Source organism: Nocardioides perillae (assembly GCF_013409425.1).
GTDB classification, from domain to species: domain Bacteria; phylum Actinomycetota; class Actinomycetes; order Propionibacteriales; family Nocardioidaceae; genus Nocardioides; species Nocardioides perillae.
In genome coordinates, this window is sequence record NZ_JACCAC010000001.1 from 2,250,618 (window position 1) to 2,275,245 (window position 24,628).

Annotated in this window: 22 protein-coding genes; 17 read left to right on the plus strand and 5 right to left on the minus strand. The window is 75.0% G+C overall.

The features are described 5' to 3' along the window. Positions 1 to 203: 203 nt before the first annotated feature. Complete coding sequence (locus BJ989_RS10415) at positions 204 to 1,355, plus strand: phospholipase D-like domain-containing protein (protein ID WP_179518154.1); 1,152 nt, start codon at positions 204 to 206, stop codon at positions 1,353 to 1,355. A 19-nt stretch (positions 1,356 to 1,374) separates the two neighbouring features. Here BJ989_RS10415 and map read toward each other — a convergent pair whose 3' ends face one another. Beyond that, positions 1,375 to 2,142, minus strand: coding sequence for a type I methionyl aminopeptidase (gene map / locus BJ989_RS10420; RefSeq protein WP_179518155.1), 768 nt, complete (start codon positions 2,140 to 2,142; stop codon positions 1,375 to 1,377). A 48-nt stretch (positions 2,143 to 2,190) separates the two neighbouring features. On the opposite strand from map, the gene BJ989_RS10425 reads away from it, so the two are divergent. Both BJ989_RS10425 and BJ989_RS10430 read left to right on the plus strand, forming a co-directional pair. Next, complete coding sequence (locus tag BJ989_RS10425) at positions 2,191 to 2,460, plus strand: hypothetical protein (protein WP_179518156.1); 270 nt, start codon at positions 2,191 to 2,193, stop codon at positions 2,458 to 2,460. 110 nt (positions 2,461 to 2,570) lie between these two features. Next, positions 2,571 to 2,978: an Hpt domain-containing protein gene (locus tag BJ989_RS10430; RefSeq protein WP_179518157.1), complete on the plus strand. Its 408-nt coding sequence runs from the start codon at positions 2,571 to 2,573 to the stop codon at positions 2,976 to 2,978. A gap of 57 nt (positions 2,979 to 3,035) precedes the next feature. On the opposite strand, the gene BJ989_RS10435 is transcribed toward BJ989_RS10430, so the two are convergent. Continuing rightward, positions 3,036 to 4,241, minus strand: coding sequence for a glycoside hydrolase family 6 protein (locus BJ989_RS10435; protein WP_179518158.1), 1,206 nt, complete (start codon positions 4,239 to 4,241; stop codon positions 3,036 to 3,038). 158 nt (positions 4,242 to 4,399) lie between these two features. Here BJ989_RS10435 and BJ989_RS10440 point away from each other — a divergent pair, with 158 nt between their 5' ends. Further along, on the plus strand, positions 4,400 to 5,188 hold the full coding sequence (locus BJ989_RS10440; protein WP_179518159.1) for an FAD-binding oxidoreductase: 789 nt from the start codon (positions 4,400 to 4,402) through the stop codon (positions 5,186 to 5,188). Positions 5,189 to 5,215: 27 nt separating this feature from the next. On the opposite strand, the gene BJ989_RS10445 is transcribed toward BJ989_RS10440, so the two are convergent. Then, positions 5,216 to 6,772, minus strand: a complete 1,557-nt coding sequence (locus tag BJ989_RS10445) for an acyl-CoA carboxylase subunit beta (protein WP_343049255.1) — start codon at positions 6,770 to 6,772, stop codon at positions 5,216 to 5,218. A gap of 34 nt (positions 6,773 to 6,806) precedes the next feature. On the opposite strand from BJ989_RS10445, the gene BJ989_RS10450 reads away from it, so the two are divergent. Beyond that, a complete protein-coding gene (locus BJ989_RS10450) occupies positions 6,807 to 7,601 on the plus strand; it encodes a hypothetical protein (protein WP_179518160.1) in 795 nt (264 codons plus the stop codon). 185 nt (positions 7,602 to 7,786) lie between these two features. Beyond that, a complete protein-coding gene (locus BJ989_RS10455; protein ID WP_179518161.1) occupies positions 7,787 to 9,769 on the plus strand; it encodes a hypothetical protein in 1,983 nt (660 codons plus the stop codon). 22 nt (positions 9,770 to 9,791) lie between these two features. Here BJ989_RS10455 and BJ989_RS10460 read toward each other — a convergent pair whose 3' ends face one another. Further along, positions 9,792 to 10,532 (minus strand): MBL fold metallo-hydrolase, encoded by a 741-nt coding sequence (locus BJ989_RS10460; RefSeq protein WP_179518162.1) that lies wholly within the window; start codon positions 10,530 to 10,532, stop codon positions 9,792 to 9,794. Between the two features lie 179 nt (positions 10,533 to 10,711). Between BJ989_RS10460 and uvrA the strand changes: the two genes are divergently transcribed. From uvrA to BJ989_RS10515, 11 genes are all read left to right on the plus strand, one after another. Next, on the plus strand, positions 10,712 to 13,822 hold the full coding sequence (uvrA, locus tag BJ989_RS10465; RefSeq protein WP_179518163.1) for an excinuclease ABC subunit UvrA: 3,111 nt from the start codon (positions 10,712 to 10,714) through the stop codon (positions 13,820 to 13,822). 49 nt (positions 13,823 to 13,871) lie between these two features. After that, a complete protein-coding gene (locus BJ989_RS10470) occupies positions 13,872 to 14,348 on the plus strand; it encodes a Rieske (2Fe-2S) protein (RefSeq protein WP_179518164.1) in 477 nt (158 codons plus the stop codon). Between the two features lie 50 nt (positions 14,349 to 14,398). Further along, complete coding sequence (gene uvrC / locus BJ989_RS10475) at positions 14,399 to 16,408, plus strand: excinuclease ABC subunit UvrC (protein WP_179518165.1); 2,010 nt, start codon at positions 14,399 to 14,401, stop codon at positions 16,406 to 16,408. Next, a complete protein-coding gene (gene rapZ / locus BJ989_RS10480; RefSeq protein WP_179518166.1) occupies positions 16,408 to 17,292 on the plus strand; it encodes an RNase adapter RapZ in 885 nt (294 codons plus the stop codon). Before uvrC ends, rapZ begins: the two co-directional genes overlap by 1 nt. After that, on the plus strand, positions 17,285 to 18,274 hold the full coding sequence (locus BJ989_RS10485; RefSeq protein ID WP_343049256.1) for a gluconeogenesis factor YvcK family protein: 990 nt from the start codon (positions 17,285 to 17,287) through the stop codon (positions 18,272 to 18,274). Before rapZ ends, BJ989_RS10485 begins: the two co-directional genes overlap by 8 nt. Positions 18,275 to 18,296: 22 nt before the next feature. Continuing rightward, a complete protein-coding gene (gene whiA, locus BJ989_RS10490) occupies positions 18,297 to 19,283 on the plus strand; it encodes a DNA-binding protein WhiA (protein WP_179518167.1) in 987 nt (328 codons plus the stop codon). A gap of 158 nt (positions 19,284 to 19,441) precedes the next feature. Beyond that, the gene (gene gap / locus BJ989_RS10495; RefSeq protein ID WP_179518168.1) at positions 19,442 to 20,440 is read left to right on the plus strand and encodes a type I glyceraldehyde-3-phosphate dehydrogenase; all 999 of its coding nucleotides are present in this window, start codon (positions 19,442 to 19,444) and stop codon (positions 20,438 to 20,440) included. Positions 20,441 to 20,443: 3 nt separating this feature from the next. Further along, positions 20,444 to 21,652 carry a phosphoglycerate kinase gene (locus tag BJ989_RS10500; RefSeq protein WP_179518169.1) on the plus strand — a complete coding sequence of 403 codons (1,209 nt, stop codon included), beginning with the start codon at positions 20,444 to 20,446 and terminating at the stop codon, positions 21,650 to 21,652. A gap of 27 nt (positions 21,653 to 21,679) precedes the next feature. Further along, positions 21,680 to 22,450: a triose-phosphate isomerase gene (gene tpiA / locus BJ989_RS10505; RefSeq protein WP_218849302.1), complete on the plus strand. Its 771-nt coding sequence runs from the start codon at positions 21,680 to 21,682 to the stop codon at positions 22,448 to 22,450. Positions 22,451 to 22,500: 50 nt separating this feature from the next. Beyond that, the gene (secG, locus tag BJ989_RS10510; RefSeq protein WP_179518171.1) at positions 22,501 to 22,737 is read left to right on the plus strand and encodes a preprotein translocase subunit SecG; all 237 of its coding nucleotides are present in this window, start codon (positions 22,501 to 22,503) and stop codon (positions 22,735 to 22,737) included. A 14-nt stretch (positions 22,738 to 22,751) separates the two neighbouring features. Beyond that, positions 22,752 to 23,111, plus strand: coding sequence for an RNA polymerase-binding protein RbpA (locus BJ989_RS10515; protein WP_179518172.1), 360 nt, complete (start codon positions 22,752 to 22,754; stop codon positions 23,109 to 23,111). A 31-nt stretch (positions 23,112 to 23,142) separates the two neighbouring features. On the opposite strand, the gene BJ989_RS10520 is transcribed toward BJ989_RS10515, so the two are convergent. Then, positions 23,143 to 24,573 carry a hypothetical protein gene (locus BJ989_RS10520; protein ID WP_179518173.1) on the minus strand — a complete coding sequence of 477 codons (1,431 nt, stop codon included), beginning with the start codon at positions 24,571 to 24,573 and terminating at the stop codon, positions 23,143 to 23,145. Positions 24,574 to 24,628: the final 55 nt, after the last annotated feature.

Sequence of the window (24,628 nt, forward strand, 5' to 3'; positions counted from 1 at the left end):
CCGCAACCTAACGCGCGCCCCCGACGACCCGACGGTCCGGCGGCCCGGCGGCCCGGCGGCCCGCGGTCCGACCTGCACCATCAGAGTCCTCTCACCGACGGTTCATCCGGGGCTCACGCGGCGTCCCTAGCCTCCGCCGTGCCGCTGCCCCCGCTGCGGCCTCCACCGCGCCTGCCGCGCCCTACACCGGAGGTCCCCGCCCCGTGCCGCCCCGCCTCGTGCTGCGCCTGCCCGCCCTCGTCCCCGCCCTCGTCCCCGCCCTCGCGCTCGTCCTCGCCGTCGGGCTGGGCCTCACCACCGCGCCGACGAGCGCCGCCTCCGCCACGCAGCCAGGGGGCACGCCGACCGGCGCCGGGCGCGCGCAGGTGGTCTTCGGCGAGCCGGGTGTGCCGCGCATCCGGCGCACGCTGACCGCGCTGCTGCGCGCCGCGCCGGCCGGTGCGACCGTGCGCGGGGTGACGTGGAGCTTCGCGAGCCGGCCCCTGGCCGACGAGCTGGTCCGCGCGGACCGCCGCGGGGTGACGGTGCGGGTCCTGGCGGGCGCCGTGGCGTGCCGGGAGCCGGCCTTCCGCAGCCTGCGCTCGCGGCTGCGCGCGCCCTCCGCCGCGCGGTGCGTGCGCGACTCCGCGCGCGGCCGCGCCCGCTTCGCCGGTCGCCCCGCCCACCTCCACCAGAAGTCGTGGACCGCCACCCGCTCCGGCGGCGACCGGTGGGTGTCGGTCGTGACCTCGGCGAACGCCACCGCGGTCGCCGACCGCGCGCAGTGGAACGACGCGGTCGTGGTGCGCGGCGGCCGGGCCCTGCACGACCGGCTCGCCGGGCTCTTCCGCTCGCAGTGGCGCAACCGGCCCGTCGACCGCCCCTTCCGCCGCTGGTCGGTCGGGCCCGGCAGCACCCTCGAGGCCGGCCCGTGGCACTCGCCACGCATGACCGACCCGGTGCTGCGCCGCCTCGCCGAGGTGCCGGCACGCGGGGCTCGCATCACCGTCGCCCACTCCAACTGGCAGGACGCCCGCGGCGAGCGCATCGCCCGGGCGCTCGCCGCGAAGCAGCGCGGGGGTGCCCAGGTGCGCGTGCTGACGAGCCGGCCGCACTCCGGACGGGTGCGCGACCTGCTCGCGGCCGCGGGCATCCCGCAGCGCAGCGTGTGGGTCGGACCACGGCGCTACAGCCACCTCAAGGTGGTCACGGCGGCCTGGCCGACGGCCGGTGGCGCGCTCGCCACCCGGGTGTGGACGGGCTCGGAGAACCTGTGGTCACCCTCGCGCGGTCACGACGAGCTGGTCCTCGGGCTGTCGTCGCCGGCCGTCCACGCGGCGTACGACGCGTTCCTCGACCGCCTGTGGCGACGCTGAGGCCGCACCCGGGTCCGGGTCAGTCGCGGGCGGTGAGCACGAGCGGGCCGTCCTCGGTGATCGCGACGGTGTGCTCCATGTGGGCGCCGCGCGAGCCGTCGGCCGAGCGCAACGTCCAGCCGTCGTCGTCGGTGTAGATCTCGTCGGTGGTGTGCAGGAACCACGGCTCGATCGCGATGACCAGGCCGGGCTTGAGCGGGAAGCCCCGGCCGGGCTGGCCGTCGTTGGGCACGTGGGGCTCGCCGTGCATCGTGCGGCCGACGCCGTGCCCGCCGAACTGGGTGTTCACGCTGAGCCCCGCCTCCCGCGCCACCGACGCGATCGCGTGGCCGATGTCGCCGACCCGGTTGCCCGGGCGCGCGACCTCGATCGCGGCCGCGAGCGCGGCGTCGGTGGTCTCGATGAGGCGCAGGTCCTCCTCGCGGGGCGTCCCGACGACCAGCGAGAGCGCGGAGTCGGCGACCCACCCGTCGACCGCGACGGCGAAGTCGAGGCTCAGCAGGTCGCCGTCGGCGAGCGCGTAGTCGTGGGGGAGGCCGTGGAGGACCGCGTCGTTGACGGAGGTGCAGATGACCTTGCCGAAGGGCGAGGCCCCGAAGCTGGGGTGGTAGTCGACGTAGCAGGACTCCGCGCCGCGCTCGCGGATCATCCGGTGCGCGATCTCGTCGACCTCGAGCAGGTTGGTGCCCACCTGCACCTGCTCGGCGAGCGCCGTCAGCACCTCGGCGACGAAGCGCCCGGCGGGTCGCATCTGCTCGATCTGGGCGGGCGTGCGGAGCTCGATCATGGTCGCGAGCCTAGGCCAGGGCGCGCACCCGACCTCTACGCTGGGGGCGTGAGCACCGCGACACCGGCGAGCCCTGCGACCGACCCGGTCGGCGCGCTCTTCGCCAGCCGCTCGGTCACCGCCCACCTCGTGCGCGGGGTGCTCGGGCTGGTGCTCGCGGTCGCCTCCCTCGCCGCGGCGCCGCAGCAGCCCGCCGCGCTGCTCGGCCTCGTCGGCACCGTCGTGCTGTGGCGCGGCTGCCCCACCTGCTGGTGCCTCGGGCTCGCGGCCACCCTCGCCGGGCGCGATCGCCGCTGCGCCGACGGCTGCCCCACCTGAGCCACCCCACCCGGTCCACCCACCCCCAGAGGGGCCCCTCCGCCCCACCTTTCCGCAGGGTTGCCTCAAGACCCTGGCCGCGCGTGCAGCCGCGGGTGCACCCTCGGACCATGACCGAGGCCCTGGTGACCCACGACGCACCCGAGGTGCACGTGCCCGCGCTCATCGCGTGCACGGTGGATCCCAGCGCCCTGGTCCGCGAGCACGGCACCGCCTACGCCCGCGACCTCGTCGCCAACGTCGCCGGGTCGCTCGAGGCCCGCGTCGCCGTCGTGCGCCGGGCGCTCGGCGCCGGCGACCGCCGCCTCGCCGCCTTCTCGGCCCGCTCCCTGAAGTCGGTCGCCGAGGTGGTCGGCGCGCCGCGCCTCGCCCAGGTCGCCGCCCACGTCGAGCACACCGGCCTGCTGGTCGACCTGCACGTCCTCGAGGCAGTGGCGGCCGGCGCGCGCGAGGCGATGGACGCCTGGCTCGCGGAGACCGCCGAGGTCCTGCGGCCCTACCAGCCGTCGTACTGCTGACGCCCGCGGCCACCCGCCGCAACCCGCACCGCGACCTCCGTCCGCTGCCCGGCCGGCTCAGCCGATCGGCGGGCTGAACGGCGTCGTCCACGCCACTGCCAGCGCGCGGTCGAGCAGGAAGGGCGAGGCCTGGCGCCTCAGCCACGGCCGGCCCGACCACAGGTAGGCGTCGACGTGCCGCGCCGCCAGCCGTGCCACGTCGGCCGGCAGCCCCCACCGCGGCGACGCGACGTCGGTGGTCGGGGGGATGCCGAGGGTGACGCAGTGCGTCTGGCGCCGGGTGCGGCAGGTCGGCGCGCTGTCGAAGCGGCCCGCCACGTGGTCGCGGTGCCACTCCCAGGTGAAGCCGCGGCCGTTCTGCGCGGTGTCGACCGTGAAGTGCTTGCCCCGGATCCCGCGCGTGGCCAGCGCCCGCACGACCGCGGCACCGAAGCGCACCTGCCGCGCGGTCGGCTCGTAGTGCGTGGTGTTCAGGTGGAAGCCGCGGGCGACCTCGATGCCCGCCGGCAGCAGCAGCCGCAGCGCCTCCCCCGGCCGCAGGTGGTTCCACCCGGCCGAGCCCACCTCGACGTAGACGTCGGTGCGCGGCAGCGCCTCGAGCGCCCGTACGGTGTAGCCGACCATCCGCGACGGCAGCAGCGAGCGCCCCGGGGCGCAGGCGGCGAAGGGCCCGTCGGGCTGCACGACGACGGCCGCGCGGGTGTCGCCGAGCGCCGCGGCGAAGGCGTCGACCCACCGCTCGTACGACGCCTGCTCGGCGCGGGTGGGCAGCCGACGGCACGCCTCGTGCTCCCACGGGACCATCCGGAAGGTCGTCAGCTGCACCAGCACGTCCGGGTCGCCGCCCGTGGCGTTCGCGACGTACTCCCGCACCTTGTCGCCGATCTCGTCGTCGGCGATCCACGCGCCGAACCACTTCGCCTTGGGCTGCAGCGCGATGCGGCCGAGGAGCGTGCGGGTGGTGCCGGTCGCTGCGGCGTAGGGCGCCCACGCCATCTCCGCGCCGCCCGCGTAGGTGCCCCACCGGTGGCCCGCGAGGGGGTTGGTCGGGTTCGTCGCCGACGCCGGCGGCTGCTGGGCCGGCGGCACGAGCGCGGTGCGCGCCGCGACGGGTCGCACGGCGGCGTCGGCGCCGCCGGCCGTCGTGGGGGCCGCGGACCCGAGCGTCGCCACGCACAGCGACGCGGCCGCCACCGCGCCGAGCCGTGCGGGGCGGGAGAGGCGGAGGGAGCGGGCCGGACGGCGGGGCAGCAGGTGCAGCACCGCAGCACGGTAGGCAGCGTCGCCGGCCCCGCGCGGCGGAACGCCCGACCACCACCCGGACGGGCGGAGGCCGACGCCGGGGCGGACGGCTGCGCGTGCGAGCATCGACGGCACGAGGAAGCGCCCGACGGGCGGGCCCCGAGAGACCAGGTGGTGGCGTGGAGCAGTCCTACGAGCTGACGGTGCGCGAGGTCGTGCCCGAGACCGCCGAGGCGTCCTCGGTGGTGCTGGAGGTCCCCGACGACCTCGCGGACGTCTTCGCCTACCGCCCCGGCCAGTTCCTCACGATCGCGGTGCCGAGCGAGCGCGACGGGGTGGCGGCGCGCTGCTACTCGCTCTCCAGCAGCCCGGCCGACGGCGGCCCGCTGGTCATCACGATCAAGCGCACGGCCGAGGGCTACGCCTCGAACTGGCTGCTCGACCACCTCCGGGCCGGCGACACCCTGCGGGTGCTCCCGCCCGGCGGGATCTTCGTGCCGCGCGACCTCGACGCCGACCTGCTGCTCTTCGCGGGCGGCTCCGGCATCACCCCGGTGCTCTCGATCGCCCGGACGGCGCTGGCGCAGGGCAGCGGGCGGGTCGTCCTCCTCTACGCCAACCGCGACGAGTCGTCGGTGATCTTCGCCGACGCCCTCGACGAGCTGGCGCGCGCCCACCCCGACCGCTTCCGGGTGCTCCACTGGCTCGAGTCGCTGCAGGGCGTGCCCGACGCCGGCCAGCTGCGGGCGCTGGCGGCCGACCACGCGTCGTACGACGCCTTCGCCTGCGGCCCGGCTCCGTTCACGAAGGTGGTGATGACCGTGCTGAAGGAGGCGGGCTTCCCGCGCGAGCGCCGCCACCAGGAGAAGTTCGTCAGCCTCGGCGGCAACCCCTTCGGTGACCTGAGCCCCGCCGACACCGGGGCCGCCGCGGCCCTCGGCCAGGGCCAGGGCGCCGCGTCGGCCTGAGACGGCCCACGCGCCCCGAGCGGCGGGTCACCAGGTGTCGACGGTGCGCCCGCTGCCGCGGAGCCGGCCGTCGCGCGCCGCGGCCGCGACCACCGCCGCCACCAGCCGACGGGTCTCCGCGGGGTCGACGACGTCGTCCACCTCGAAGTGACGCGCCACGTTCAGCGCCCCCGCGTGCTCCTGGGCGAGCGCGGTGAGCTCGCGCACCCGGGCCTCGCGCGCGTCCACGTCCTCGATGGTCTCGAGCTCGCGGCGCATCGAGAGCCGCACCGCCCCCTCCAGACCCATGGCGCCCAGGTGGGCGCCGGGCCAGGCCAGCGTGGCGAGCGGCTGGTGGGTGCTGCCGCCCAGCATGGCCTGGGCGCCGAGCCCGTAGCCGCGGCGCAGGACGACCCCGACCAGCGGCACGCTCAGCTGCGCGCCGGCGATCAGCAGCCGCGCCGTGTGGCGCACCAGGCCGGTGCGCTCGGCCTCGGGGCCGACCATCATCCCGGGGGTGTCGACCAGCGAGACCACCGGGAAGCCGTGGGCGTCGCACAGCTGCAGGAAGCGCGCCGCCTTGTCGCCGGCGTCGGCGGTGATCGCGCCGGCGCTGTGCCGGGTGTCGTTGGCCACGACGCCGACGGTGCGCCCCTCGAGCCGGCCCAGCGCGGTGAGGAGCTCGGGCGCGAACCCCTCGCGCAGGACCGTCACGCTGTCCTCGTCGCACAGCGTCTCCACGACCGGGAGCACGTCGTAGGAGGTGCGCTCGCCCTCCGGCACGGCGTCGCGCAGCCACGCCTGGTCCGGCGCGGTCCAGTCCGCGACGGGTCCGAGGAAGTAGCGCAGGAGCCGCCGCGCGGCGGGCACGGCCTCGTCGTGGGGGACCGCGAGGTCGACCACGCCGTTGGCGACCATCACGTCGAGCGGCCCGACGTCGGCGGCGGCGACGTCCCCGAGGCCACCGCCCGCGATCATCGCCGGGCCGCCCATCCCGAGCGACGCCCGCTCGGTCGCGACGAGCAGGTCGGCGCAGCCCGCGACGACGGCGTTGCCGGCGAAGCAGTTGTCGGTCACGACGGCGATCCGGGGCACCCGGCCCGAGAGCCGCGCCCACGCCGCGAAGGTCGGCACGTCGAGCGCCGAGACCAGCGGGACGTCGGTGTCACCGGGCCGCCCGCCCCCGCCCGCAGCGAAGAACACGGTGGGCAGCTCGGTGCGCTCCACCAGGTCCAGCAGCCGGTCGGTCTTGCGGTGACCGCGCATGCCCTGGGTGCCCGCCATGACGAGGTAGTCGTAGGACAGCACCGCGCAGGCGTGGCCGTCGACGGTCGCGAGGCCGCCCACGATGCCGTCGGCGACGGTGCGGTCGAGCAGGTCGTCGAGGTCACGTCGCCGCTCCTGCGCGGCCGTGACGAAGCGGCCGTACTCCACGAAGCTGCCCTCGTCGACCAGCGCGGCGACGTCCTCGCGCGCGGTGCGGCCGCCCCGCGCGTGCAGCCGCGCCACGGCCTCCGGCCGGGCGGCGTCCTCGGTCAGCGCGCGCCGGGCGAGCAGCCGCAGCAGGTCGGCGCGGACGGGCGGGTCGGGGTTCGCGTCGCTCACGGCCGGAGTCTGCCCCACCGGCTAGCCTGCGGCGGTGCTGCACCCGACCCTGGCCCGCCTCGACGACCTCGCCGCGCACCTGGCCCGCGACCCCGACGCGGTGGCGCTGCTCGGCCTCGGCTCGGCGGGGGTCGAGCACGACCGCTTCGACGACCACTCCGACCTCGACTTCTTCGTCGTGGTGGCGACCGAGCGGGCCAAGCGGCGGATGCTCGACGACGTGGGGTGGCTGGCGGCGTTCGGTGACGACCCGGTGTGGAGCTTCGTCAACAGCCCCGACGGCCGCAAGGCGCTCTACGCCGACGGCCTCTTCCTCGAGTACGCCGTCTTCGCCGCCGCCGAGCTGCCGGGCATCCGCTTCGCCGGCGCCCGCACGGTGTGGTCGCGTCCCAGCGCCGGGCAGGACCTCGTCGACCTCGACGACCACCTCGGGCCGCCGGGGCCCGGCCCTCTCGACACCGTTGCCTTCCACCGCGACGAGGCGCTCAGCAACCTGTACGTCGGGCTGCACCGCGAGCTGCGCGGCGAGCGGCTGAGCGCCACCCGCTTCGTGCAGGTGCACGCGGTCGACCACTGCCTGGCCCTGCTGCGCCTCGCGCCCGACGGGGCCTGGCGCCAGCAGGACCCGTTCGAGCCGACCCGCCGGGTCGAGCGGTCGCTGCCGATCGGGGCCTTCCCGCTCGCGGCGGCCGTCGCCGGCTACGACCGCAACGCCGACGCGGCGCAGGCGGTGCTCGACTGGTTGCGGGGCCACGACCCGGCGCCGGCCGCGGTCGCCGCCGTCACGGACCTCCTCGACCGGGCCCGCGAGGCGTCCCCGCAGGGGTGAGGCAGGCCGGTTCGGCCGCGCGCGGCGCGCGGTCGACCTACCGTGGTGGGGACCCCGGCACCGGGTCGCGAGGCCCCGCTCGGGACGGCCGACAATTACAGCGTTGTAGTTGTGGCGAACGAGTTGTGCGGTGCTCGTGGGGCTGGTGTGATGCGTGGGTCCTGAGCGAGACCAGAGGAGCCACCGTGTCCGTCCCCCCCGCTGCGCGCCCCTCCCGGGCCACCTCCCGGGCGCCCCGCGCGACGCTGGGCCGGGCTCTCCGCCGCGGCCTCCGCCGCGGTCTCGCCGCCGGCGCGGTGACCGCCGTCGCCGCCGGCCTGCTCGCCGGGGTCGGCCCGCTCGCCGGCGCCCCGACGGCCCTCCCGGACCCGTCTGCCCCCTCGGCCCGGACCGACCGGCTCGTGCCGGTCGCGGCCGCGGCGCCGAGCCCGCCCTTCCGCACCTTCTCGCTCAACGTGGCCTTCCCGATGGGCGTGGCCAAGGCCCGCGCCGACATGCGCAAGGCGATGAACCGGCTCGGGGCCGCCGCCGGCGGCTTCCAGGAGATGTCGGACGCCGAGGACCGCCAGGCGCTCATCGAGCTGTGCCAGGAGCTCGACTGGGGCTGGTACATGCCGGTCGGCCAGGGCGTGACGATCCCCGTCGTCTTCGACCGCAGCCGCTTCCGCCTCATCGAGGGCCGCAGCACCAAGGTGCACGACGCGGTGGGCAAGAACGCCCCCAGCCGGTGGATCAACACGGTGCGCTTGCGCGAGACCGCGACCGGCAAGGTCTTCGGCGTCATCAACACGCACACGATCGCGCAGGCGTCCCGCGACGCCCAGGCCAGCAACCCCGAGCGCATCCCCTACCTGCGCCAGCACCTCGCGATGCTGCGCGTGGAGATCCAGGACCTCTTCGCGACCACCGAGCACACCGTCGCCATGGGCGACTGGAACGTCAACTACCTCGCCGACCGTCGACGCCAGGTCGCGGGCCTGCCCACCCGGGCGCTCGGCGACCTCGTCAACTTCGACATGCCGCTGGTCGGCTCCCGCGGCACCCGGTCGCTGCTCGACTACATCGTCAGCCTCAAGCGCGGCAGCGGCATCTCCCGGGTCGACACCCGGATCGTCCGCGGCTTCAACTCCGACCACGACGCCGTCGTCGCGACCTACGCCCCGGTCGACGTGCTCGCCGCGGGCCCGCTCCTCACGCGGCCTCAGGGCGGTGTCCACGACCGCCGCTCGGTGCCCGAGAAGTGGGTGCGGGCGATCGGTGGCGCCGAGCCGGGCGCTGTGCTGAGCGTCGCCACCCCGCGCCTGGAGGACGCCGGCGTCGTCACCGCGCTGCTCGCGGCCCACGCCCGGGGCGTGGCGGTGCGCGTGCTGCTCGACGGCGGCGCCCGCACGGAGCGCGAGCAGCTGCTGCTCGGCGCGCTCGGGGAGGACCCCGCCGCCGCGTCCTGGCTGCGTGCCGCGGTCACCGACGGCCCGGCCAGCCGCCTCAGCTTCCTGCTCGCCGACCGCACCGGCGGCACCACCGCGCTGGCGATCACCGGCTCCACCGCCCTCGACGGCACCGTCACCACGACGCTGGCCGACGCCCTCCTGACCTCCACCGACGGCCTGTACGCCGCGCTGCTCGCGGCCTTCGACCGGCTCGCGGTCGGCGGAGCCCCGGCCTCGCCGGCCACGCCCGTCTTCGCGGGCGGCGGCTACCAGCTCACCACTTTCCCGGTGGCCGGGGGCGACCCGGTCCTCGACGCGCTCGCACCGGTGAAGTGCCGGCGCGCGACGGGCGCGCGCAACCGCGACGGCCGCACCCAGGTGCGCGTCTCGGTCAACGGCTTCAGCGGTCGCCGCGGCGCCGCGATCGCCGAGCGCCTCGCGGGCAAGGCACGCCTCGGCTGCGACGTGCGGGTCATCGCCGGGCCCTGGACCGGCCGCGGCGTCGAGCGCACCCTGCACAAGGCGGGTGTGCGGGTGCTGCGGGCGCCGACCACGCAGACGTTGCTGCTCGTGGACGGCCGCTACGGCCGGCACGCCGACCGGCAGCTCACCTGGACCGGCTCGGCGCACTGGGGCGACAGCGGGCTGACCGCCCCCGCCCACACGCTGCGCGTGGTCGGCGAGGAGACGCTGCTGGCCTACCGCGCGCAGTTCGACGGCCGCTGGGCCCGCGGCTGAGCCGACCGCTCAGCCGGAGGGGTCACCAGCCGCGGGCGCGCCACTCCGCGAGGTGGGGGCGCTGCTCGCCGAGGCGGCCGTCACCGCCGTGGCCGGGGTAGAACCAGGTGTCGTCCGGCAGCGTGCCGAAGACCTTCGCCTCGACGTCGCCGATGAGCTGCGTGAAGGCCTCGGCGTCGCCGAAGGTCGCGCCCACCCCACCGGGGAAGAGCGTGTCGCCGGTGAACAGGTGCGGGTGCCCCTCCGGGTCGTGGTGCACCAGCGCGACCGACCCGGGCGTGTGGCCCGCGATCGCGATGACCGACAGCGTCGCCTCGCCCACCTGGACGGTGTCGCCCTGCTCGAGCCGGCGGGTGACGGGCACCCCGGTCTGCTCGGTGACGGCGTCGGCGTCGGGTGCGCCGACGAGCACCTCCGCGCCGGTCGCGGCGACGACGTCGGCCAGGGCGCGGTGGTGGTCCCAGTGCTGGTGGGTGGTGACCACGGCCGTCAGCCCGTCGTCGCCGATCAGCGGCAGCAGGGTCTCGGGCTCGGCGGCGGCGTCGACGAGCACCTGGGTGCCGGTCGCCGCGCACCGCAGCAGGTAGCAGTTGTTCGACATCTCGGGGTCGACCGCGACCTTGGTCACGCTCAGCTGCGCCAGGGTGCGGGTCTGCGCCGGCCCGCCGGGCCGCACGTCCCCGTCGTACGACCCGGCGGGCGCTCCGCCCCCGCCCTGCTGACCGGTCTGCTGGCTCGTCCCTCGGCTGCTGTCGTCGCTCATGGCCGCCAGCCTAGGACCGCCCCGGCGGAGGGTCGGCTGGGTTGTGCCCGCGTGCCACGCTGGGCGGGGTCGGGTCCTCCCCGTGCGTGCGCGCCGACTTGCGTCGCGTGCCCCGATCACGAACACTTGTTCGACCCGCCGGGCCTCGCCGCCCGGGGCACACCTCTCCCAGGAGCACCGTGGCCGACCAGCTCGTCATCCGAGGCGCGCGCGAGCACAACCTCAAGGACGTCTCGCTCGACCTCCCGCGCGACGCCCTCATCGTCTTCACCGGGCTGTCGGGCTCGGGCAAGTCCTCCCTCGCCTTCGACACCATCTTCGCCGAGGGCCAGCGCCGCTACGTCGAGTCGCTCTCGGCCTACGCCCGGCAGTTCCTGGGCCAGATGGACAAGCCCGACGTCGACTTCATCGAGGGCCTGTCCCCGGCGGTGTCGATCGACCAGAAGTCGACGTCGAAGAACCCCCGCTCGACCGTCGGCACGATCACCGAGGTCTACGACTACCTCCGCCTGCTCTACGCCCGGGCCGGCCGCGCCCACTGCCCGACCTGCGGCGCCCCGATCGAGCGGCAGACCCCGCAGCAGATCGTCGACCGCGTCCTCGAGCTCGAGGAGGGCCGCCGCTTCCAGGTGCTGGCCCCCGTCGTGCGCGGTCGCAAGGGCGAGTACGTCGACCTCTACCGCCAGCTCCAGGCGCAGGGCTTCAGCCGTGCCCGCACCGACGGCGAGACCCACGGGCTCGACGCCCCGCCGACGCTGGACAAGCAGAAGAAGCACACCATCGAGGTGGTCGTCGACCGGCTCGCGGTCAAGGCCAGCGCCAAGCAGCGGCTCACCGACTCCGTCGAGACCGCGCTCGGCCTCGCCGGGGGCCTGGTGGTGCTCGACTTCGTCGACCTGCCCGAGCACGACGCCGGTCGCGAGCTGCGCTTCTCCGAGAAGATGTCGTGCCCCAACGACCACCCCATCGACACCGACGAGCTCGAGCCGCGGTCGTTCTCCTTCAACTCACCCTTCGGTGCGTGCCCGGCCTGCCACGGCCTCGGCACCCGCATGGAGGTCGACCCCGAGCTGGTCGTGCCCGACCCGATGGCGCCGCTGGGGGAGGGGGCCATCCAGCCGTGGAGCGGTGCGCACGTCGCCGACTACTTCACCCGCCTGCTCGGCGCGCTCGGCGACGAGCTGGGCTTCTCCCTCGACGACTCCTGGCAGGACCTCACGCCGAAGCAGCAGCGCGTCGTGCTGGCCGGGCACCCGACCAAGGTGCACGTGCGCCACCGCAACCGCTACGGCCGCGAGCGGTCCTACTACACCGAGTTCGAGGGCGTGCAGTCCTACGTCGAGCGGCGCCACCGCGAGGCGGAGTCCGACACCAGCCGCGAGCGGTTCGAGGGCTTCATGCGCGAGGTGCCGTGCCCCACGTGCCGCGGCAGCCGCCTCAAGCCGGTCTCGACCTCGGTCACCCTCGGCGCCAAGGAGGACGGCGGGCTCGACATCGCCGCGCTCTGCGCGCTGCCGATCAACGAGACCGCCGACTACCTCCGCACCGTCCAGCTCAGCCCGCGCGAGCGCCAGATCGGCGAGCGGGTGCTCAAGGAGATCCAGGAGCGGCTGACCTTCCTGCTCGACGTCGGCCTCGACTACCTCTCGCTCGACCGGCCCTCGGGCTCGCTGTCGGGCGGCGAGGCGCAGCGCATCCGGCTGGCGACGCAGATCGGTGCGGGGCTGGTCGGCGTGCTCTACGTGCTCGACGAGCCCTCCATCGGCCTGCACCAGCGCGACAACCAGCGGCTGATCGAGACGCTGCTGCGCCTAAAGGACCTCGGCAACACCCTCATCGTCGTCGAGCACGACGAGGACACCATCAAGGTGGCCGACTGGGTCGTCGACATCGGTCCCGGCGCCGGCGAGCACGGCGGCCAGGTGGTGCACAGCGGCACGGTCCCCGACCTCTACGCCCACCCCGACTCGATGACCGGGCAGTACCTCTCGGGCCGCCGCGAGGTCGCGGTGCCGGCGGTGCGCCGCCCGCGCACGAAGGGGCGCGAGATCGTCGTGCACGGCGCCCGCGAGCACAACCTGCGCGACGTCACCGTGGGCTTCCCGCTCGGCTGCTTCGTCGCGGTCACCGGCGTCTCCGGCTCGGGCAAGTCGACGCTGGTCAACGACATCCTCTACACCGCCCTGGCCAAGCAGCTCTACAACTCCCGCACCGTCCCGGGTCGGCACCGCGCCATCTCGGGCATGGAGCACGTCGACAAGGTCATCCACGTCGACCAGTCGCCGATCGGGCGCACCCCGCGCTCCAACCCCGCGACCTACACCGGTGTCTTCGACCACGTGCGCAAGCTCTTCGCCGCCACGCCGGAGGCCAAGGTGCGCGGCTACCTGCAGGGACGCTTCTCCTTCAACGTCAAGGGCGGACGCTGCGAGGCGTGCTCCGGCGACGGCACCCTCAAGATCGAGATGAACTTCCTGCCCGACGTCTACGTGCCGTGCGAGGTCTGCCACGGCGCGCGCTACAACCGCGAGACGCTCGAGGTCCACTACAAGGGCAAGACCATCGCCGAGGTCCTCGACATGCCGATCGAGGAGGCCGCGGAGTTCTTCGCCGCGGTCCCGGCGATCGCGCGCCACATGAAGACCCTGGTCGAGGTCGGCCTCGGCTACGTCCGCCTCGGCCAGCCGGCGACGACGCTCTCGGGGGGTGAGGCGCAGCGCGTCAAGCTCGCCACCGAGCTGCAGAAGCGCTCCACCGGCCGCACCGTCTACGTGCTCGACGAGCCCACCACCGGCCTGCACTTCGAGGACATCCGCCGCCTGCTGCTCGTGCTCGGCCGCCTCGTCGACGCCGGCAACACCGTCCTCGTCATCGAGCACAACCTCGACGTCGTCAAGACGGCGGACTGGCTGGTCGACATGGGGCCGGAGGGCGGCTCGCGCGGTGGCACGGTCGTCGCCACCGGCACGCCCGAGGAGGTCGCGGCCCATCCGGAGAGCCACACCGGTCGCTTCCTCGCGCCGCTGCTCGAGGGCCGGGCCGCCGAGCAGCCCGGCGCGCCGCGGGCAGCGACCGACGACGTCGTGCTGATCGGCAAGCAGAAGCGCGCGGCGCGCACGAGCGCCCGCGTGGCGGCCGAGGCGGCGACGACGAAGGCCGCGACCGGCGCCACGACGAAGACCACGACGAAGACCACGACGAAGACCACGACGAAGGCCGCGGCGGGGAAGCCCGCGACGAAGGCGCCCGCCAAGCGCGCGGCCCGCAAGACCCGTCCTCCGGCGGGCTGACGACGCGGTCCACCCGGTGGGGTGGGAGGCCCTGGCTACGCTCACCGGCATGACGCACGACGACCGACCGGCCCCGCGGGCCGCCTGCCTCTCCCGCCGCCACGCCCTCGGCGGCGCCGCCCTCGCCGGCCTCGGCGTGCCGGTGCTCGCCGCCTGCGCCGGCGACGGCGGCGCGACCTCGGCCGGCAGCGGCGCCGGGAGCGGATCGGGCAGCGGCTCCGGCGGCAGCGGCTCCGGCATGACCGGGGCGCTCACCTCGACCGCCGACGTCCCGGAGGGCAGCGGGGTGATCTTCGCCGACCAGGGCGTGGTCGTGACCCAGCCGACGGCTGGGGAGTTCAAGGCCTTCTCCACCACCTGCACCCACCAGGGCTGCGACGTCACCGACGTCACCGACACGATCGTGTGCCCGTGCCACAGCAGCACCTTCGCGCTCGCCGACGGCGCCCCGCTGGGCGGCCCGGCCACCGACCCGCTGGAGGAGATCGCGATCACCGTCGAGGGTGACCAGATCGTCCTCGGCTAGGGGCCTCCCGCGGGCCGGGAGCGTCGGCGGCGGACCGTAGGCTGGGAGGCGTGGCCGCCCCGTCGTCGTACCGCCCCCGACCGGGGTCGATCCCCACCGAGCCCGGGGTCTACCGCTTCCGCGACGCGCGCGGCCGCGTGATCTACGTCGGCAAGGCCAAGAACCTCCGCGCCCGCCTCTCGTCCTACTTCCAGGACGTCGGTGGGCTGCACCCCCGCACCGCCACGATGGTGACGACCGCCGCCGGCGTCGACTGGACCGTCGTCGGCACCGAGGTCGAGGCGCTGCAGCTGGAGTACTCCTGGATCAAGGAGTTCGACCCGCGGTTCAACGTGAAGTACCGCGACGACAAGTCCTACCCCTGGCTCGCGGTCACCGTCAGCGACGAGTTCCCCCGGGTGATGGTGGGCCGCGGAGCCAAGCGCAAGGGCACCCGCTACTTCGGTCCCTACAGCCACGCGTGGGCCATCCGCGAGACCGTCGACACGCTGCTGCGGGTCTTCCCGATGCGCTCGTGCAGCAACGGCGTCTTCAAGCGGTCGGCGCAGGTCGGGCGCCCCTGCCTGCTCGGCTACATCGACAAGTGCTCGGCCCCCTGCGTCGGCAACGTCTCGCCCGAGGAGCACCGGGCGATCGTCGACGACTTCTGCGACTTCGTGGGCGGGCAGACCACGGCGTTCGTGCGGCGCATCGAGAAGGAGATGTACGCCGCCTCCGACGCGATGGAGTTCGAGCGCGCGGCGCGCCTGCGCGACGACCTCGGCGCGCTCAACCGGGCGCTGGAGAAGCAGGCGGTGGTGCTGGGTGACGGCACCGACGCCGACGTGGTGGCCCTCGCCGAGGACCCCCTCGAGGTGGCCGTGCAGATCTTCTACGTGCGCGGCGGCCGCATCCGCGGCCAGCGCGGCTGGGTCGCCGACCGCGTCGACGAGGGCGGCTCCGACAAGCTCGTCGAGGACTTCCTGCTCCAGCTCTACGCCGGCGAGGAGGGCGACGCGGTGCCGCGCGAGATCCTGGTGCCGGTGCTGCCGCCCGACCTCGAGACCCTGGAGGAGCTGCTGACCGAGCGGCGGGGCGCCCGGGTGCGCATCCGGGTCCCGCAGCGCGGCGACAAGCGCGCGCTGCAGGAGACGGTCGCGGCCAACGCCGCGCAGGCCCTGGCGCTGCACAAGACCAAGCGCGCCAGCGACCTCACCACCCGCAACCGCGCGCTCGAGGAGATCCAGCAGGCGCTCACCCTCGACGAGGTGCCGCTGCGCATCGAGTGCTACGACGTGTCCAACCTGCAGGGCACCGAGGTCGTCGCCTCGATGGTGGTCTTCGAGGACGGCCTGGCCCGCAAGGGCGAGTACCGCCGCTTCGTCATCCGCGGCGTCGACGGGCAGAACGACGTGGCGTCGATGCACGAGGTGATCACCCGGCGCTTCCGCCGGCTGCTCGACGAGCAGGCCAGCAGCGTCCCCGCGTCCGACCTGCCCGACGGCGAGCTCAGCGGGCCGGTGCTGGTCGACCCCGAGACCGGCAAGCCGCGCAAGTTCGCCTACGCGCCCGGTCTGGTCGTGGTCGACGGCGGCCCGCCGCAGGTGGCCGCCGCCCAGCAGGCCCTGCTCGAGCTCGGCATCACCGACGTCCCGGTCTGCGGGCTGGCCAAGCGCCTCGAGGAGGTGTGGCTGCCCGACGACGACGACCCGGTGATCCTGCCGCGCTCCAGCGAGGGGCTCTACCTCCTGCAGCGCATCCGCGACGAGGCGCACCGCTTCGCCATCAACCACCACCGCAGCCGGCGCTCGAAGTCGATGGTCGAGAGTGCCCTCGACGACGTCCCGGGCCTCGGCGAGGTGCGCCGCCGCACCCTGCTCAAGCACTTCGGGTCGCTGAAGAAGCTGCGGGAGGCCGACGTCGAGCAGATCGCGCAGGTCCCGGGCATCGGCCCGCGCACGGCCGAGGCCATCAAGGGTGCCGTCGACGCCGTGCCGGCCCGGCGCGGCGCCGGCTCCCCGGCCGGTGCCGAGGCACCGCTGCGGGTCAACACCGCCACCGGCGAGATCGAGGAGGACTGATGCACCCGCCCGACGACGACGTCGCCCGCCGGGGCGAGCTCGTGGTGGTGACCGGCATGACCGGCGCCGGCCGCAGCACCGCCGCGAAGGAGCTCGAGGACCTCGGCTACTTCGTGGTCGACAACCTCCCGCCCTCCCTCGTGCGCGACGTGGTCGCCCTCGTCGACGACAGCCGCGGCGTGCAGCAGCCCGTCGCGGTCGTGGTCGACGTGCGGTCGGGGTCGTTCTTCGAGACTCTCGAGGGCCACCTCGCCCAGGGCGCCACGGGCCGCCGCACGACGCTGCTCTTCCTCGAGGCCCGCGACGACGTGCTGGTCCGCCGCCAGGAGGCCGCGCGCCGACCGCACCCGCTGCAGGCCGGCGGCCGGCTCCTCGACGGCCTGGCCCGCGAGCGGGTCGCGCTGGCCTCGCTGCGCGCCACGGCCGACGTGGTCATCGACACCAGCGGCCTCAACGTCCACCAGCTCACCGACCGCGTGGCCGAGGCCTTCGGCAGCGACGACGCCACCCGGCTCAAGGTCTCCGTGGTCTCCTTCGGCTTCAAGTACGGCATCCCCGTCGACGCCGACCTGGTCGCCGACATGCGCTTCCTCCCCAACCCCCACTGGGTGCCCGACCTGCGCCACCAGACCGGTCGCGACCCCGACGTCGCGGCCTACGTCAAGGGCCGGCCCGGCGCCGAGGAGTTCCTCGAGCAGTACGTCCCGGTGCTCGAGACCATCGCCGCGGGCTACCTCACCGAGGGCAAGCGCTTCATGACCGTGGCGCTCGGCTGCACCGGCGGCAAGCACCGCAGCGTCGCGATGACCGAGGAGGTCACCGCCCGGCTGACCGCCCGGGGATACGACGCCCGCGCCGTGCACCGGGACCTCGGGCGTGAGTGACGCCGGCCTCGCGGACCTGCGGGTGGTCGCCCTCGGCGGGGGGCACGGCCTGCACGCGTCGCTGGCCGCCCTGCGGCGCGTCGTCGCACTGCCGACGGCGGTCGTCACCGTCGCCGACGACGGCGGCTCGTCGGGCCGGCTGCGCACCGAGCTCGGGGTGCTGCCGCCCGGCGACCTGCGGATGGCGCTCGCGGCGCTGTGCGGCGACGACGACTGGGGGCGCACCTGGTCGCGGCTGCTGCAGCACCGCTTCGGCGGCGACGGCGAGCTCGCCGGCCACGTCGTCGGCAACCTCCTCATCGCAGGACTGTGGGACGTGCTCGACGACCAGGTGGAGGCGCTCGACTGGGTCGCCCGGCTGCTCGGTGCCCGCGGCCGGGTGCTGCCGATGGCCTCGACCCCGGTCACGATGACCGCGCAGGTGCGCGGGCTCGACCCCGCCGACCCGGCGCGGGTGGGGGAGGTGCGCGGCCAGGTCGCCGTCGCCACCACGGAGGGCCGGATCGTCTCGGTGGCGCTCGACCCCGAGCAACCCGCGCCCTGCCCGCAGGCGGTCACCGCGGTCGGCGAGGCCGACTGGGTCGTGCTGGGCCCCGGCAGCTGGTACACCTCGGTGCTGCCGCACCTGCTGGTGCCGCCGCTGCGCGAGGCGGTCGTGCGCGGACCCGCGCGGGTGCTGGTGGTGCTCAACCTCGAGGACCAGCCTGGGGAGACCGCCGGCTACGGACCCGAGGACCACCTCGCCGCCCTCGTCGCGCTGGCGCCCGAGCTGCGCGTCGACACCGTCCTGGCCGACCCCGCCGCGGTCGGCGACCCCGCCCCGCTCGAGCGGGCCGCAGCCGCCCTCGGCGCCCGCCTCGTGCTGGCCGAGGTGGCCGAGGCCCCCGGGGTCGCGCGGCACGACCCACAGCGCCTCGCCGCTGCGTACTCGCGGGTGCTGGGCACCCCGGCGCCGTCCGCGGGCCCCGCTGCGGGTCGTTGACCGTCGTGGGAGGATCTGCGCCATGGCGATGACGGCACAGGTGAAGGCGGAGCTCGCCTCGACGCAGATCACCAAGACCTGCTGCCGGAAGGCCGAGGTGGCCTCGATGCTCCGCTTCGCCGGCGGGCTGCACATCGTCAGCGGCCGCATCGTCGTGGAGGCCGAGCTCGACACGGGCGCTGCCGCGCGCCGCCTGCGCAAGGACATCGCCGAGGTCTACGGCCACCACTCCGACGTGGTGATGGTGCAGGGCAACGGCATCCGCAAGGGCAGCCGCTACATCGTGCGCGTCGTGCGTGAGGGCGAGGCGCTCGCGCGCCAGACCGGGCTGCTCGACCAGCGCGGCCGCCCGGTGCGCGGCCTGCCGCCCCAGGTGGTCTCCGGCGGGGGCTGCGACGCCGTCGCCGCGTGGCGCGGCGCCTTCCTCGCCCACGGCTCGCTGACCGAGCCGGGCCGCTCCAGCTCGCTCGAGGTCACCTGCCCCGGTCCGGAGGCCGCGCTCGCGCTCGTCGGCGTCGCCCGGCGCCTCGGCATCTCCGCCAAGGCGCGCGAGGTGCGCGGCGTCGACCGCGTCGTCATCCGCGACGGCGACGCCATCGGTGCGCTGCTCACCCGCCTCGGCGCCCACGAGACGCTGATGGCGTGGGAGGAGCGGCGCATGCGCCGCGAGGTGCGCGCCACCGCCAACCGCCTGGCCAACTTCGACGACGCCAACCTGCGCCGCTCCGCCCGCGCGGCGGTCGCCGCCGGCGCCCGCGTCGGTCGCGCGCTGGAGATCCTCGGCGAGGAGGTCCCCGACCACCTCAAGATGGCCGGCCACCTGCGCCTCGAGCACCGCCAGGCCTCGCTGGAGGAGCTGGGGCAGCTCCACGAGCCCGTGCTGACGAAGGACGCGATCGCCGGGCGCATCCGCCGGCTGCTCGCGATGGCCGACAAGCGCGCCGAGGAGCTCGGCATCCCCGACACCGAGGCCTCCCTCACCCCGGAGATGCTGGCCGAGGAGGCCTGAGCCCGTCTGGGCGAGCCCCGCGCGGGTTACCTGCACGTACGCCGGGACACCGGGGCGGCGCGCCCGCGCGCCCCCGGTAGGGTCAGCCACGTCCCGGCCCCGGGGCGCGTGTCCCGGGACCGACCACCCGACCACCCCGATCAGCAGGGAGCTCATCCGTGACGGTTCGCGTAGGCATCAACGGCTTCGGTCGCATCGGCCGCAACTTCTTTCGGGCGGTCCGCGCCTCGGGCGCCGACATCGAGATCGTGGGCGTCAACGACCTCACCGACAACGCGTCGCTGGCCCACCTGCTGAAGTTCGACTCCATCCTGGGCCGCCTCGACGCCGACGTCTCCGCGACCGAGGACAGCATCCTCGTCGGCGACCAGACCGTGCGCGCCTTCGCCGAGCGCGACCCCGCCGCCTTGAAGTGGGGCGACCTGGGCGTCGACGTGGTCGTCGAGTCGACCGGCTTCTTCACCGACGCCACCAAGGCCCGCGCCCACGTCGACGGCGGCGGCGCCAAGAAGGTCATCATCTCCGCGCCGGCGTCCAACGAGGACGTCACCGTGGTCATGGGGGTCAACCACGAGTCCTACGACCCGGCCGCGCACACGGTGATCTCCAACGCCTCGTGCACCACCAACTGCCTGGCCCCGATGGCCAAGGCGCTCCACGACGAGTTCGGCATCGTCAAGGGCCTCATGACCACGGTCCACGCCTACACCGCCGACCAGAACCTCCAGGACAACATCCACAAGGACCCGCGCCGCGCCCGCGCCGCCGCCCTCAACGTGGTGCCGACCTCCACCGGTGCGGCGAAGGCGATCGGCCTGGTCCTGCCCGAGCTCAAGGGCAAGCTCGACGGCTACGCCCTGCGCGTGCCGGTCCCGACCGGCTCGGCCACCGACCTCACCTTCGAGGCCGGCCGCGAGACCTCCGTCGAGGAGGTCAACGCCGCCGTGCAGAAGGCCGCCGACGGCCGCATCCTGCGCTACTCCACCGACCCGATCGTCTCCAGCGACATCGTCACCGACCCCGCGTCCTGCATCTTCGACGCGCCGCTGACCAAGGTCATCGGCAACCAGGTCAAGGTCGTCGGCTGGTACGACAACGAGTGGGGCTACTCCAACCGCCTGGCCGACCTCATCACCTACGTCGGCGAGACCCTCTGACCCATGGGTGACTTCGGCACGCTCGGCGACGTCGCCGGCAGGCGGGTGCTCGTCCGCTCCGACCTCAACGTCCCGCTGGACGGCAGCACCATCACCGACGACGGGCGCATCCGCGCCAGCGTGCCCACCCTCCGCGCCCTGGCGGAGGCCGGGGCGCGGGTGGTGGTCACCGCCCACCTGGGCCGGCCGAAGGGCGCGCCGGACCCGGCGTACTCCCTGGCGCCGGTCGCCGAGCGGCTCGGCGAGCTGTTGGGCCGGCCGGTCGCCTTCGCGAGCGACACGGTGGGCGAGAGCGCCCGGGCCACCGTGGGGGCGCTCGGCGACGGCGACGTCGCACTGCTCGAGAACGTCCGCTTCCACCCCGGCGAGACGAGCAAGGACGACGCCGAGCGCGGTGCCTTCGCCGACGAGCTCGCCGCGCTCGCCGACGCCTTCGTCTCCGACGGCTTCGGCGTCGTGCACCGCAAGCAGGCCTCCGTGTACGACGTGGCGCAGCGGCTGCCCCACGCCATGGGCGCGCTCGTGGCCGCGGAGGTCGACGTGCTGCAGCGGCTCACCGAGCGGCCCGAGCGGCCCTACGCCGTGGTGCTCGGCGGCTCGAAGGTCTCCGACAAGCTCGGCGTGATCGACCACCTGCTCGACCGGGCCGACACGCTGCTCATCGGCGGCGGCATGGTCTTCACCTTCCTCGCGGCCCAGGGCCACGAGGTGGGCGGGAGCCTGCTGGAGGAGGACCAGCTCGACACCTGCCGCGAGTACCTCCAGCGCGCCGAGGACACCGGCGTGCGGATCCTGCTGCCCGTCGACGTCGTGGTCGACACCGCGTTCCCCTCCGGTGACCGCGAGCCCGAGCCGCACGTCGTGCCCGCCGACCGCATCCCCGCCGACAGCATGGGGCTCGACATCGGGCCGCAGTCGGGCCTGGCCTTCGCCGCCGCCCTGGCAGGCGCACGCACCGTCTTCTGGAACGGCCCGATGGGGGTCTTCGAGGTCGACGCGTTCGCCGCCGGCACCCGCGCCGTCGCCGAGGCGCTGACCCGGGTCACCGCCGCCGGCGGCCTCTCCGTGGTCGGGGGCGGCGACTCCGCCGCCGCCGTCCGCACCCTCGGCTTCGCCGACGACGCCTTCGGGCACATCTCGACCGGTGGTGGCGCGAGCCTCGAGTACCTCGAGGGCGCGACCCTCCCCGGCCTCACCGTCTTGGAGGACTGACCCGTGGCCACGCTGCGCACCCCGCTCATGGCGGGCAACTGGAAGATGCACCTGAACCACCAGGAGGCGGTGGTCCTGGTGCAGAAGCTCGCCTGGACCCTGTCCGACAAGCGCCACGACTTCGCCAAGGTCGAGGTCGTGGTCGTGCCGCCCTTCACCGACCTGCGCTCGGTGCAGACCCTGGTCGAGGGCGACCGGCTCGCGGTGCGCTACGGCGCGCAGGACGTCTCGGCCCACGACTCCGGCGCGTGGACCGGCGAGGTGTCGGCGGGCATGCTCGCCAAGCTCGGCTGCTCCTACGTCGTGGTCGGCCACTCGGAGCGCCGCCAGCACCACCACGAGGACGACGCGCTGGTCAACGCGAAGGCCCGTCAGGCGCTCGGGGCCGGCATGACCCCGATCGTGTGCGTGGGCGAGGGTCTCGAGGTGCGCCAGGCGGGGGAGCAGGTCCCCTTCACCCTCGCCCAGGTCGACGGCTCGCTCGCCGGGCTCACGGCCGAGCAGGTCGCCGGGCTGGTCGTGGCCTACGAGCCGGTGTGGGCGATCGGCACCGGCGAGGTGGCCACCCCCGACGACGCGCAGGAGGTGTGCGCCGCGATCCGGGCCCGGGTGCGCGAGGTGCACGGCGACGCCGCGGCCGAGGGGCTGCGCGTGCTCTACGGCGGGTCGGTCAAGGCCGCCAACGTCGCCGGCATCATGGAGAAGCCCGACGTCGACGGGTGCCTGGTGGGCGGCGCGAGCCTGCAGGCCGAGGAGTTCGGCGGCATCTGCCGCTTCTACGACATGCCGGTCATCTGAGCGGTGCCGGTGACCCGCACCACCCGAGGCGTGACGTAGGCTCTGCGACCGTGACCTTGCTCTTCACCGTCCTCCTCGTGATCACCAGCGCGCTGCTGATCCTCCTCGTCCTGCTCCACAAGGGACGCGGTGGCGGCCTGTCCGACATGTTCGGTGGCGGCGTGTCTAGCTCGCTCGGCGGCTCCTCGGTGGCGGAGCGCAACCTCGACCGGCTCACGGTCGGCATCGGTCTGATCTGGTTCGCGTGCATCGTGGCGCTGGGCCTGCTCGTCGCCTACGACGTCTGACAAGGAGAGCTCTCGTGGCTGGTGGAGGTAACGCGATCCGGGGAAGCCGGGTCGGGGCTGGCCCGATGGGCGAGGCCGAGCGCGGTGAGGCCGCGCCGCGGCAGCTGGTGACCTACTTCTGCTCCCACGACCACCGCTCGGTCGTGGCCTTCAGCACCGAGGCGCAGGTGCCCGAGTCGTGGGACTGCCCCAAGTGCGGCCTGCCGGCCAGCCTGGACTGCGACAACCCGCCGCCGGCGCCGAAGATCGAGCCCTACAAGACCCACCTCGCCTACGTGAAGGAGCGCCGCTCCGACGCCGAGGCGGCGGAGATCCTCGACGAGGCGCTCAACCTCCTGCGCAGCCGGCGCAAGTCGGGCGACATCGTCTTCTGACGACCGCGCCCGACCACGTCGGGTCGCAGGGTCAGCGCTCGAAGGCGCCGCGGTCCAGCACGGCCACGCGGTCGCCGTCGCCGTCGCGCGGCAGCCTCCGCCCGTCGGCGTCGACCCGGTCCGTCGGCGAGCTCGCGCGGGCCGCGAGCAGGGCACCGGCCGAGTCGACCGCGGGGCTGCCGGCCGACAGGTGCAGGTCGCCGGTGGCCGGGGACGCGAAGCGGGGGTCGGCGACGAGGTCGCCCGGCAGCAGGGTGTGCTCGACGCCGCTGCCCCAGTAGAGGTTGTCGCGGCCGCCGAGCGGGCCGTCGGCCCACCCGATGCGGCCGGTGATGTCGAAGACGTTGGCCTCGAGCGCCAGCACGTCGGGGGCGCAACCGGGCGCGCACCAGAAGGCCTGGCTGCCCGCCCCGCTGTGCTTCGCGGTGTTGTGCGCGACGACGGTGCCCAGCACGCCGCCGTGCGTGGGGTCGGCGCCGCGCGTGATGACGAACTCCGCCAGCGGCACGCTGGTGCGGCTGACGTTGTAGCTCACGCGGGTGTCGCGGGTGCGGCTGTGGCCGAGCTCCAGGAAGGCCCGGTTGTCGACCGCGACGTTGTGGTGGATGCGGGTGCCCACCGCGCCGTAGACCTCGAGCGCAGCGCCGTCGGTGCCGTAGTCGGGCGAGTCCGCGAGGTGGCCCGAGATGTGGTTCCAGGCCACCTCGGCCTGGTCGCCGCGCACGAGGATGCCGTGGGCGCCGTAGTCGTCGTCGGAGCCGGTGGTGCCGGGCGCCATCCGGTCGTTGTCGCGCACCCAGTTGCGCAGCAGGCGGGCGCCGGTGGTCTCGGGCTCCACCTCGATCCCGGCGAAGCTGCCGGTCGCCTCGACGTTGTAGACCAGGGCGTGGTCGCCCGCGACCTGCACGGCCGACCAGGTGCAGCCGTCGACGTGGACCTGGTGGAGGACCTGGTGGTCGGCAGCGAGGCGCAGGCAGCCCTGCACCCGCGGCAGGGGGCCGCGGCCGTAGGACGAGACGGTGACGGGTGCGAGGGCGGTGCCCGCGTCGTCGACGCGGAGGTCACCGGTCCAGGCGCCGCCGCGGCGCAGCAGGAGCCGGTCGCCGGGGCGCAGGGCGAGCGCGGAGGCGGCTGCGAGCGAGCGCAACGGTGCCGCGGCGCTCGTGCCGGGGTTCGAGTCCGAGCCGGTGGGGGCGACGTAGTAGGTGCGTCCGGTCGCCGACGCCACGGCGGCGAGGGTGGGAGCCGGCGCGGTGGTGTTGACCACCGTGGCGGCGGCGCCGACCGCCGGTGCGGTCCCGGCGCTCGTCGGCGCCGCGGCGGGCGACGAGCCGGCGACGGCCAGGGCGGCCACCCCGGCGACCGCGGTCGTGCCCAGCGCGCGAGCCGCGCGGGCCCAGGCGCGCACAGGGCGCGCGAGCAGGGGGGTGGTGGGGCGTCCTGCCCGGTCGTCGACGCGCATCCTGCGGCTCCTCGGTCCGCGGCGGGCCGAGAGCCCCGCCGATCACGTCTGACGG